This window comes from uncultured Escherichia sp. (assembly GCF_948475835.1).
In the GTDB taxonomy this organism is placed as follows: domain Bacteria; phylum Pseudomonadota; class Gammaproteobacteria; order Enterobacterales; family Enterobacteriaceae; genus ECMA0423.
In genome coordinates this window covers 23,853-33,947 of record NZ_CAOLGM010000040.1, presented here as the reverse complement: position 1 = coordinate 33,947, position 10,095 = coordinate 23,853, and the positions used below count along the sequence as shown (strand labels likewise).

Here is a 10,095-nt window from a genome sequence, read left to right as displayed (position 1 = left end):
GCACTACGCTGTGCTGTTCTTCCAGCGGGTCGGTGGAGAATCCGGACGCGACGACAAACTCATCTTGCGAGGTAAGTACCTGACGCAAAAGAGGATCGTCCGGATTGCCTTTCTCCATGCGATCGATAAATGAGCGGGGCACACGCAGGGCAAACAGCTTTTTGGCGCTGCGTCCGGCCAACAGTTTTTCGTCCGCGTCTATATTCAAAAGACGCAGAAGTTCATCAGGATCGGTCACAACATCGGCAAGTTGCGTTAACCAATCTTCTCTGGATGGGGTATTTAGGGTTACAATATGCGCCATTTTGTGGCTTAGCTACCAATTAACAAATTTCAGAGGGCCTTATGGCAACGTACTATAGCAACGATTTTCGTGCTGGTCTTAAAATCATGTTAGACGGCGAACCTTACGCGGTTGAAGCGAGTGAATTCGTAAAACCGGGTAAAGGCCAGGCATTTGCTCGCGTTAAACTGCGTCGTCTGCTGACCGGTACTCGCGTAGAAAAAACCTTCAAATCTACTGATTCCGCTGAAGGCGCTGATGTTGTCGATATGAACCTGACTTACCTGTACAACGACGGTGAGTTCTGGCACTTCATGAACAACGAAACTTTCGAGCAGCTGTCTGCTGATGCAAAAGCAATTGGCGACAACGCTAAATGGCTGCTGGATCAGGCAGAGTGTATCGTAACTCTGTGGAATGGTCAGCCGATCTCCGTTACTCCGCCGAACTTCGTTGAACTGGAAATCGTTGATACCGATCCGGGCCTGAAAGGTGATACCGCAGGTACTGGCGGCAAACCGGCTACCCTGTCTACTGGCGCTGTGGTTAAAGTTCCGCTGTTCGTACAAATCGGCGAAGTCATCAAAGTGGATACCCGCTCTGGTGAATACGTCTCTCGCGTGAAGTAATGCGGTTGTGGTGCGGCCTGCAGGCTGCACCATCACTTATTCAGGTCAGAGATGATGAAACGCCTTATCGTTCTTGTTTTGCTTGCCAGCACGCTGCTCACGGGCTGTAACACCGCTCGCGGTTTCGGCGAAGACATCAAACATCTCGGCAACTCCATCTCTCGCGCTGCCAGCTAATTTTTCTTCTCTTCCGAAAAATCATCAGATTTCCATCATTTTTGGCGATGTTGTCTATTATTAATTTGCTATAGGCAAACATAAATAACATTACCTAAAAGGAAGACGTTATGGTGAAGAAGACAATTGCAGCGATCTTTTCTGTTCTGGTGCTTTCAACAGTATTAACTGCCTGCAACACCACGCGTGGCGTTGGTGAAGACATTTCTGATGGCGGTAACGCGATTTCTGGTGCAGCAACGAAAGCGCAGCAATAAGCAATAACGGTACGACAGTTATGTCGTGCCGTTTGTTTTTTTGCGATAGTCACAAAGGTAATAGTTGAAATTCCCCTGCCACCTGGCAAAATATCCGTTCAACCATCAGCTTTGCAGGACGACCTGCAAACGCCTCTTTTCACCGGGGACGGCCCCAATTCTCCGGAGCCTGATATGTCCTGGATTATCTTAGTTATTGCTGGTCTGCTGGAAGTGGTATGGGCCGTTGGCCTGAAATATACCCACGGCTTTAGTCGTTTGACGCCAAGTGTTATTACTGTGACGGCGATGATAGTCAGTATGGCGCTACTTGCCTGGGCGATGAAATCGTTACCGGTAGGGACGGCTTATGCCGTGTGGACGGGTATTGGCGCAGTCGGCGCGGCCATCACCGGCATTGTGCTGCTCGGTGAGTCCGCTAACCCGATGCGCCTGGCGAGTCTGGCGTTAATCGTATTGGGGATTATTGGTCTGAAACTCAGCACTCACTAACTACCGGGCTGCTGTACCCAAATAAACTTACTGACATCAAACCCTTCCCGGGTCGCGACTGCCAGCATCTCCTGTTTCACTTCGTCAGAAATGGTTGGCGTGCGGGAGAGTATCCACAGGTAGTCGCGGTCCGGGCCGCAAACCAGCGCATGGCGGTATTCCCGATCGAGTGCAATAACGTTATAACCGCCATAGAAAGGACCAAAGAATGACACTTTCAGCGCAGCGCGAGTTGGTGCGCCGGTAAAGTACGCTTTCCCTTCACTCTGCTGCCACATTCCTCTGTCAGGGTTATAGCCTTTATTAATGACATTCAGGCCGCCGTCATCACGCAGGCTGTATGTTGCGGTGACTTTTTCCAGTCCACGTTCAAAACGGTGATCAAAACGGGCAATCTCATACCAGGTACCGAGATAACGTTTGGCGTCGAAATTATTCACTACTGTTACGCCACGCGGCGGCGTAGGAGAACTGCAGGCAACGACCAGAAATGCAGCTGTCGCTGCGGCAACGAGAGGGAGCAGGCGCATAAATGTTTCCTTACTGGTTTTTTTCTAAGTGTAGATGACAGCAAGGAAAAGCGCAGAAAAGGTCCGAAAATTCGGACCCGATGAAATTTTACTGTAGAGCGTTGAGAATCTGCCAGGCGGCGGCGACTCTCGCTGGATTGGGATAGTTTTTGTTAGCCAGCATCACGATACCCAGCTCTTTTTCTGGAATAAACGCGACATAGCTACCAAATCCGCCGGTCGCCCCCGTTATATGCACCCATGATGCGCGTACTGCAGGAGTTGGGGGCGTAATCGCTTTTACGGGGCGTGCTGCCAGTGCAATTTTATTGTCACTGCCGTTAACGATGATGTCAGGATTTACCGGCCAGTCCAGCATTTCCCAGCCCAGACCCTGATACATATCGCCGGTTTGCCAGTAGCGAGATTGTGCCAGTTGTATCCCTTGTTGAAGTGTTTTGTCGTTGATATCACGGTGATTCATATTGCTTCGTACCCAGCAGGCCATATCTTCAATGGTCGACTTCACACCATAAGTTTCAGCATCTAACGCCCCTGGCGAAACATGAACTGCCTTGCCTTCGCGATATCCCCAGGCGTAATTCTTTTCTTCTGCGGGCGGTACATTAATCCACGTATGGTTGAGTTTGAGTGGCTGGAAGACACGTGTTTGCATCGCCTGCTCAAAACTCAAACCAGACGGCTTCACAGCCAGTGCGCCGAACAAACCGATACTGGAGTTGGCATACAGACGTTGTGTTCCTGGCGCCCATGCAGGCTGCCAGTTTTGATAGAAGCGCAGCAAGTCGCTTGAGGATTTCACCTCATCCGGCACCTGCAATGGCAGGCCGCCAGTAGTGTAGGTTGCGAGATGTAATAGTGTGATCCCATTCCACTGTTTAGCGGTAAGTTCAGGCCAGTATTTTGTTGTGGGATCGCTTAACTTGATTTCCCCTCGAGCAATAGCGTCGCCACCAAGCACGCCCGTAAATGTTTTGCTGACCGAACCTAACTCAAACAACGTTTGCTGTGTGACGGGCTGCTTTTTGGCGATGTCCGCATAGCCCCAGGTAAAGTAATAAGGTTTACCCTGATAAATTACCGCCACCGCCATACCGGGGATCTTTTGTTGCTCTATAAGCGGGGTAATTGTGCGATGCACAATATCGTTGATTTGTTGAGGGGCAGCAAATGTGGAGCAAGAGGCGGTAATTAATAAGGCGCAGAGCGTCGTTTTGAACATAAGGTCTGGTTTCCATACAAAACGGCCCGCCATAGGCGGGCCGGATTTACATTGGCGATACGTTAGATTGTAACGATACCAATCAGCGTGACAACTGTCAGGATAGCAGCCAGACCGTAGAAAACCCATTTGCCCGCAGGCACGTGAATTTTCAGATCGTGCATCGCGTGGTGCATACGGTGTAAACCACACCACAGCGGCAGAACGATCATCAGGAACAGGAATACGCGACCAATGAAGCTCTGCGCGAACGCCAGAACGCGCTCGTAGCTCAGCGCATCACCCGGAAACAGCCCCAGTGGCAGCAGAATACCCACCAGCAGGATCATCACCGGCGCAATAATTGCGCTCCACATACCACCGGCCCCGAAGAGGCCCCAGAATACCGGTTCGTCAGAACGCTTTGGATTTGGATTAATCATCTCAGGCTCCTTACCAGTACAGGGCAACAAACAGGATTACGATGGTGGCAACCACAGTTACCGCCCAGAGACTTTTGATAATTGGCTCTGGTCCCATTTTTTCGTCTTTTACAATGATATTGGCTGCTTTCGGTGCCAGTTCAAACCAGGTTTTGGTATGCAGCAGAGCTGCCGCCAGAGTGATCAGGTTAATGATCACGATAACCGGGTTTTGTAAAAAGTCGACGAATCCCGCCCAGGCTTCCGGGCCATTTTTCAGGGCAAACAGCCCGAAAATCAGTTCAATGCTGAACCACACAGCCGGAACCGCCGTGCCTTCGCGCAGCATGTAAAAGCGATAAAACGGCAATTTTTTCCACCAGGTGGACGTCATTGGCCGTACATACGGTTTACGTTTAGTCGTCATGTTGCACTCCTTAGCGTGGTTTCAGGGTCGCGATAAGAAAGTCTTTCGAACTTTCTACTTTGCCCTGCTGAATGGCCGCAGCCGGATCGACGTGTTTCGGGCAGACTTCGGAGCAATAGCCCACGAAAGTACAGCTCCATACGCCGTTCTGGCTGTTCAACTGCGCCATACGCTCCTTCTTACCGTGGTCGCGGCTATCTTCGTTATAACGATGCGCCAGCGTAATGGCAGCCGGACCGATGAACTCTGGGTTCAGGCCAAACTGCGGGCACGCGGCGTAGCACAGACCACAGTTGATGCAACCGGAGAACTGGTGATACTTTGCCATCTGCGCCGGGGTCTGGATGTTAGTACCCTGATCCGCGGTGCGGGAGTTGCCGATGATGTACGGTTTGATCGCTTCCAGACTTTCGATGAAGTGGGTCATATCGACCACCAGATCGCGTTCAATCGGGAAGTTAGCTAACGCTTCAACCTTCATACCGTCGGTGTAATCACGCAGGAAGGTTTTACATGCCAGTTTTGGCACGTTGTTAACCATCATGCCGCAGGAACCACAAATCGCCATACGGCAGGACCAGCGGTAACTCAGGTCCGGTGCCAGGTTGTCTTTGATGTAGCCCAGCGCATCCAGTAATGAGGTAGTTGCGTCATAAGGCACTTCATAGAATGCGCTATGCGGTGCGGTATCGACTTCCGGGTTATAGCGCACCACCTCAATTTTCAGGTTTTTCATCTCAGCCATTCGCCTTCTCCTTCTTATTGGCTGCTTCCGCCTTATCGGCTGCATCCGCTTCGCCACCGTAAACGCGTTTAGCTGGCGGCAGCGTAGTAATCTTCACGTCGCTGTACTCCAGGCGAGTCGTGCCATCAGCATCGCGGAAGGCGAGGGTGTGTTTGAGGAAGTTGACGTCGTCACGCTCGGTGCAACCTTCGTCCAGACGCTGGTGTGCGCCGCGGGACTCTTTACGTGCCATTGCGGAGTGCGCCATACATTCAGCAACGTTCAGACCGTGGCCCAGTTCAATGGTGTAGAGCAGGTCGGTGTTGAACACGCTGGAGGTGTCGGTGATGCGCACGCGCTTGAAGCGTTCCTGCAGCTCTGCCAGCTTGTCGATGGTTTTCTGCATCAGTTCCGGCGTACGGTAGATACCGCAACCTTCTTCCATAGCCAGACCCATTTCGTCGCGGATCTTCGCCCAGTTTTCGCCGCCATCCTGGTTAACCAGATCTTTCAGACGTTGTTCAACGCCAGCTGCCTGCGCTTCAATTGCCGCTTCGTTGCCATTACCGGCAGTTGCTGCACGCTCTGTCGCTTGTTCACCGGCCAGACGGCCGAAGACCACCAGTTCCGCCAGGGAGTTGGAGCCCAGACGGTTTGCACCGTGCAGACCAACAGAGGAACATTCACCCACGGCGAACAGACCTTTAATGCGGGTTTCACAGTTCTGATCGGTTTCGATACCGCCCATGGTGTAGTGTGCGGTCGGACGTACCGGAATCGGTTCTTTAACCGGATCGACGCCAACGTACGCTTTCGCCAGTTCGCAGATGAACGGCAGACGTTCATGCAGTTTTTTCTCGCCGAGGTGACGCAGGTCGAGATAAACCACATCGCCACGCGGCGTGGAGATGGTGTTGCCTTTACGCCATTCGTGCCAGAAGGCCTGAGAAACTTTGTCGCGTGGACCCAGTTCCATATATTTGTTTTTCGGCTCGCCCAGCGGAGTTTCCGGGCCCATGCCGTAATCTTGCAGATAACGGTAGCCATTTTTGTTGACCAGAATACCGCCTTCACCGCGGCAGCCTTCGGTCATCAGGATACCGGAACCTGGCAGACCGGTTGGGTGATACTGAACGAATTCCATGTCACGCAGCGGAACGCCGTGGCTTAGCGCCATACCCATACCGTCACCGGTAACGATGCCGCCGTTGGTGTTGTAACGATAAACGCGACCCGCACCGCCAGTAGCCATAACGACCGCGTTAGCACGGATCTGCACCAGCGTGCCTTCCATCATGTTCATTGCTACCAGGCCGCGAACATGACCATCATCAACCAGAATATCCAGCACGAAATGTTCGTCAAAACGCTGGATCTGCGGGAATTGCAGAGAGGTCTGGAACAGCGTGTGCAGCATATGGAAGCCGGTCTTATCGGCGGCGAACCAGGTGCGCTCGATTTTCATGCCGCCGAAGCGACGTACGTTGACGCTACCATCCGGGCGACGGCTCCATGGGCACCCCCACAGTTCCAGTTGGGTCATTTCGGTTGGGCAGTGGTGGACGAAATAATCCACGACATCCTGCTCACACAACCAGTCGCCACCCGCTACTGTATCGTGAAAGTGATATTCGAAGCTGTCATGATCCTGCGCGACAGCGGCGGAGCCCCCTTCTGCAGCAACGGTATGGCTACGCATCGGGTATACTTTTGAGATTAGTGCGATTTTTGCATTTGGATTTGCCTGCGCGGCAGCAATTGCAGCACGTAATCCCGCGCCACCGGCGCCTACAATGGCAAGATCGGCTTGAAAGGTTTGCACGACATTCCTCCAGATTGTTTTTATCCCACAGCCCCGTACTTCAGGGTAAGTGCCTGAAAGTTACGGTCTGCGAACGCTATTCCACTGCTCCTTTATAGGTACAACAGTATAGTCTGATGGATAAGTCTGAAATTTGACGAGATCGATTTTTTTAGTGCGCAAGAGGGCTAAATTATCACTGAAGATGATTAATTTAATTACTAAACCATCAGATCGTGCTTTTTTTAGTCACTGCCCACCGCTGTTTGATTCCTGCGTAAAATTTGTCTCTCCGTCGCGTTGCGAGTAGACTTCGTGCCCTTGTCAAAATCTGGAGATTTAACTATGAGCGAAACGGCATCCTGGCAGCCGAGCGCATCCATTCCTAACTTATTAAAACGCGCGGCGATTATGGCGGAGATCCGTCGTTTCTTTGCCGATCGTGGAGTGCTGGAGGTGGAGACGCCTTGTATGAGCCAGGCGACGGTAACCGATATTCATTTGGTCCCGTTTGAGACACGTTTCGTTGGCCCCGGGCATTCGCAGGGGATGAATCTCTGGTTAATGACCAGCCCGGAATACCATATGAAACGCCTGCTGGTTGCCGGTTGTGGGCCGGTATTCCAGCTGTGCCGCAGCTTCCGTAATGAAGAGATGGGGCGTTATCACAACCCTGAGTTCACTATGCTGGAGTGGTATCGACCGCACTATGATATGTACCGGTTGATGAACGAGGTGGACGATCTCTTACAACAGGTGCTGGACTGCCCGGCAGCAGAAAGCCTTTCTTATCAACAAGCTTTCTTGCGTTATCTGGAAATTGACCCGCTCTCTGCCGACAAAACGCAACTGCGGGAAGTCGCAGCGAAACTGGATTTGAGCAATGTTGCTGATACCGAAGAAGACCGCGACACGCTGCTACAATTGCTGTTTACCTTTGGCGTAGAGCCAAATATTGGCAAAGAAAAACCGACCTTTGTGTACCACTTTCCAGCCAGCCAGGCATCACTGGCGCAAATCAGTACCGAAGATCATCGGGTCGCTGAACGCTTTGAGGTTTATTATAAAGGTATTGAGCTGGCGAATGGTTTCCATGAATTGACGGATGCCCGTGAGCAGCAACAACGCTTTGAACAAGATAACCATAAGCGCGCGGCGCGCGGTTTGCCGCAGCACCCCATTGACCAGAATCTGATTGAAGCCTTGAAAGTCGGTATGCCTGACTGTTCCGGCGTGGCATTAGGTGTTGATCGTCTGGTGATGTTGGCGCTGGGCGCGGAGACACTGGCTGAAGTCATCGCCTTTAGCGTTGACCGGGCATAATTCTGAAAAATTACTGAATTAACAGCGAAGAATGGCGTGATAAGCGCCATTCTGTAGCATATGTTTTCATTTTTCCGTTAAAGGCCACAATTTAAGACTGGATATTTGATATCATCCAGGTATCAATTCTGTATTGGTTTTTACGCTGCCCGCTCAATGTTGGGCAGTGCAGTTCAGTGGGCGCGTTTTATACACGCGCTGAAATGAAGGATGGTTTCATGCCTCACACGATAAAAAAGATGAGTCTGATAGGACTCATATTGATGATCTTTACTTCCGTATTTGGATTTGCCAATAGCCCATCGGCTTATTACTTAATGGGTTATAGTGCGATTCCCTTTTATATATTTTCTGCATTGTTATTCTTTATTCCATTCGCCTTAATGATGGCTGAAATGGGAGCTGCCTATCGCAAAGAAGAAGGTGGTATCTATTCCTGGATGAATAATAGTGTCGGACCACGTTTTGCCTTCATTGGTACGTTTATGTGGTTTTCCTCTTATATCATCTGGATGGTGAGTACCTCCGCGAAAGTTTGGGTACCGTTCTCAACATTCCTCTATGGTAGCGACATGACCCAGCACTGGCGTATTGCTGGACTGGAGCCTACGCAGGTGGTTGGTCTGCTGGCAGTGGCATGGATGATTCTGGTCACCGTCGTTGCTTCAAAGGGGATTAATAAAATTGCCCGCATTACTGCGGTGGGCGGTATTGCAGTAATGTGTCTGAATTTAGTATTGCTGTTAGTAAGCATTACTATTTTGTTATTAAATGGTGGGCATTTCGCGCAGGATATTAATTTCCTTGCATCACCGAACCCAGGTTATCAGTCCGGTCTGGCAATGCTATCGTTTGTGGTATTTGCTATTTTTGCCTATGGCGGAATTGAAGCGGTTGGTGGTCTGGTCGATAAAACGGAAAATCCAGAAAAGAACTTTGCCAAAGGTATTGTTTTTGCCGCTATTGTTATTTCAATCGGTTATTCGCTGGCAATATTTTTATGGGGTGTCAGCACAAACTGGCAGCAGGTATTAAGTAATGGTTCCGTTAACCTCGGCAATATTACCTATGTGCTGATGAAGAGCCTCGGGGTGACGCTGGGTAACGCACTGCATTTGTCACCTGAAGCGTCATTGTCGCTGGGTGTATGGTTTGCGCGTATTACCGGACTTTCGATGTTCCTCGCTTATACCGGGGCGTTCTTTACGCTTTGCTATTCACCGCTGAAAGCCATCATCCAGGGGACGCCGAAAGCGTTGTGGCCGGAACCGATGACGCGCCTGAATGCGATGGGGATGCCTTCTATCGCCATGTGGATGCAGTGCGGGTTGGTTACTGTCTTCATCCTGCTGGTTTCGTTTGGTGGCGGTACCGCATCGGCGTTCTTTAACAAGCTGACGCTGATGGCGAACGTGTCTATGACGCTTCCTTACCTGTTCCTCGCGCTGGCTTTCCCGTTCTTTAAAGCACGTCAGGATCTCGACAGACCGTTTGTGATTTTCAAAACGCATTTGTCGGCAATGATTGCGACAGTGGTTGTCGTACTGGTGGTGACATTTGCGAACGTCTTCACCATCATTCAACCTGTGGTTGAAGCCGGAGACTGGGACAGCACATTGTGGATGATTGGCGGCCCTGTCTTCTTCTCGCTGTTAGCGATGGCGATTTACCAGAACTATTGCAGTCGCATGGCGAATAAACCTGAGTTAGCTCTCGACTGATCATATGAAATCCTGCAACTCATCGTCTCTCCGGCGATGAGTTGTCAGGAAGTAATGCGTATGGATGATACTCTCCAGGGCCGGTGATAACTGAAGATGATGTTAAGC

General features: G+C 50.9%; 12 protein-coding genes and 1 pseudogene. 6 read left to right on the top strand and 7 right to left on the bottom strand.

What is annotated here, in order from left to right; translation table 11 throughout:
- Positions 1–304, bottom strand: a pseudogene (locus tag QZF50_RS10080) (EF-P beta-lysylation protein EpmB); the annotation flags it as partial.
- A 41-nt stretch (positions 305–345) separates the two neighbouring features.
- On the opposite strand from QZF50_RS10080, the gene efp reads away from it, so the two are divergent.
- From efp to sugE, 4 genes are all read left to right on the top strand, one after another.
- Entirely contained in the window at positions 346–912 is a 567-nt protein-coding gene (efp, locus tag QZF50_RS10075) for an elongation factor P (protein ID WP_000257278.1), read from the top strand.
- A gap of 51 nt (positions 913–963) precedes the next feature.
- Positions 964–1,089 (top strand): lipoprotein antitoxin entericidin A, encoded by a 126-nt coding sequence (ecnA, locus tag QZF50_RS10070; protein WP_000977757.1) that lies wholly within the window; start codon positions 964–966, stop codon positions 1,087–1,089.
- A 110-nt stretch (positions 1,090–1,199) separates the two neighbouring features.
- The gene (gene ecnB, locus QZF50_RS10065; protein ID WP_000239596.1) at positions 1,200–1,346 is read left to right on the top strand and encodes a lipoprotein toxin entericidin B; all 147 of its coding nucleotides are present in this window, start codon (positions 1,200–1,202) and stop codon (positions 1,344–1,346) included.
- Positions 1,347–1,520: 174 nt separating this feature from the next.
- Positions 1,521–1,838, top strand: coding sequence for a quaternary ammonium compound efflux SMR transporter SugE (sugE, locus tag QZF50_RS10060; protein ID WP_000118482.1), 318 nt, complete (start codon positions 1,521–1,523; stop codon positions 1,836–1,838).
- Here sugE and blc read toward each other — a convergent pair.
- The 6 genes from blc to frdA all read right to left on the bottom strand — a co-directional run bounded on the left by blc (position 1,835) and on the right by frdA (position 6,964).
- Positions 1,835–2,368, bottom strand: coding sequence for a lipocalin Blc (gene blc / locus QZF50_RS10055; protein WP_001238378.1), 534 nt, complete (start codon positions 2,366–2,368; stop codon positions 1,835–1,837). The genes sugE and blc overlap by 4 nt on opposite strands.
- A gap of 88 nt (positions 2,369–2,456) precedes the next feature.
- A complete protein-coding gene (locus tag QZF50_RS10050; protein ID WP_290388868.1) occupies positions 2,457–3,590 on the bottom strand; it encodes a BlaEC family class C beta-lactamase in 1,134 nt (377 codons plus the stop codon).
- 62 nt (positions 3,591–3,652) lie between these two features.
- Complete coding sequence (gene frdD, locus QZF50_RS10045) at positions 3,653–4,012, bottom strand: fumarate reductase subunit FrdD (RefSeq protein ID WP_001299198.1); 360 nt, start codon at positions 4,010–4,012, stop codon at positions 3,653–3,655.
- A gap of 10 nt (positions 4,013–4,022) precedes the next feature.
- Positions 4,023–4,418 carry a fumarate reductase subunit FrdC gene (gene frdC / locus QZF50_RS10040; RefSeq protein WP_000208757.1) on the bottom strand — a complete coding sequence of 132 codons (396 nt, stop codon included), beginning with the start codon at positions 4,416–4,418 and terminating at the stop codon, positions 4,023–4,025.
- Positions 4,419–4,428: 10 nt separating this feature from the next.
- The gene (frdB, locus tag QZF50_RS10035) at positions 4,429–5,163 is read right to left on the bottom strand and encodes a fumarate reductase iron-sulfur protein (RefSeq protein ID WP_000829498.1); all 735 of its coding nucleotides are present in this window, start codon (positions 5,161–5,163) and stop codon (positions 4,429–4,431) included.
- A complete protein-coding gene (frdA, locus tag QZF50_RS10030; RefSeq protein ID WP_001192973.1) occupies positions 5,156–6,964 on the bottom strand; it encodes a fumarate reductase (quinol) flavoprotein subunit in 1,809 nt (602 codons plus the stop codon). Before frdA ends, frdB begins: the two co-directional genes overlap by 8 nt.
- Before the next feature lie 324 nt (positions 6,965–7,288).
- On the opposite strand from frdA, the gene epmA reads away from it, so the two are divergent.
- Positions 7,289–8,266, top strand: coding sequence for an elongation factor P--(R)-beta-lysine ligase (epmA, locus tag QZF50_RS10025; RefSeq protein WP_061892636.1), 978 nt, complete (start codon positions 7,289–7,291; stop codon positions 8,264–8,266).
- Between the two features lie 218 nt (positions 8,267–8,484).
- On the top strand, positions 8,485–9,987 hold the full coding sequence (gene yjeM / locus QZF50_RS10020; protein ID WP_001307536.1) for a glutamate/gamma-aminobutyrate family transporter YjeM: 1,503 nt from the start codon (positions 8,485–8,487) through the stop codon (positions 9,985–9,987).
- Positions 9,988–10,095: the final 108 nt, after the last annotated feature.

What these genes read in the sequence shown, in the direction of transcription:
- efp (WP_000257278.1), top strand. Translation starts at nt 346, where the DNA reads ATGGCAACGTACTATAGCAACGATTTTCGTGCTGGTCTTAAAATCATG.
- ecnA (WP_000977757.1), top strand. Translation starts at nt 964, where the DNA reads ATGATGAAACGCCTTATCGTTCTTGTTTTGCTTGCCAGCACGCTGCTC.
- ecnB (WP_000239596.1), top strand. Translation starts at nt 1,200, where the DNA reads ATGGTGAAGAAGACAATTGCAGCGATCTTTTCTGTTCTGGTGCTTTCA.
- sugE (WP_000118482.1), top strand. Translation starts at nt 1,521, where the DNA reads ATGTCCTGGATTATCTTAGTTATTGCTGGTCTGCTGGAAGTGGTATGG.
- blc (WP_001238378.1), bottom strand. Translation starts at nt 2,368, where the DNA reads ATGCGCCTGCTCCCTCTCGTTGCCGCAGCGACAGCTGCATTTCTGGTC.
- QZF50_RS10050 (WP_290388868.1), bottom strand. Translation starts at nt 3,590, where the DNA reads ATGTTCAAAACGACGCTCTGCGCCTTATTAATTACCGCCTCTTGCTCC.
- frdD (WP_001299198.1), bottom strand. Translation starts at nt 4,012, where the DNA reads ATGATTAATCCAAATCCAAAGCGTTCTGACGAACCGGTATTCTGGGGC.
- frdC (WP_000208757.1), bottom strand. Translation starts at nt 4,418, where the DNA reads ATGACGACTAAACGTAAACCGTATGTACGGCCAATGACGTCCACCTGG.
- frdB (WP_000829498.1), bottom strand. Translation starts at nt 5,163, where the DNA reads ATGGCTGAGATGAAAAACCTGAAAATTGAGGTGGTGCGCTATAACCCG.
- epmA (WP_061892636.1), top strand. Translation starts at nt 7,289, where the DNA reads ATGAGCGAAACGGCATCCTGGCAGCCGAGCGCATCCATTCCTAACTTA.
- yjeM (WP_001307536.1), top strand. Translation starts at nt 8,485, where the DNA reads ATGCCTCACACGATAAAAAAGATGAGTCTGATAGGACTCATATTGATG.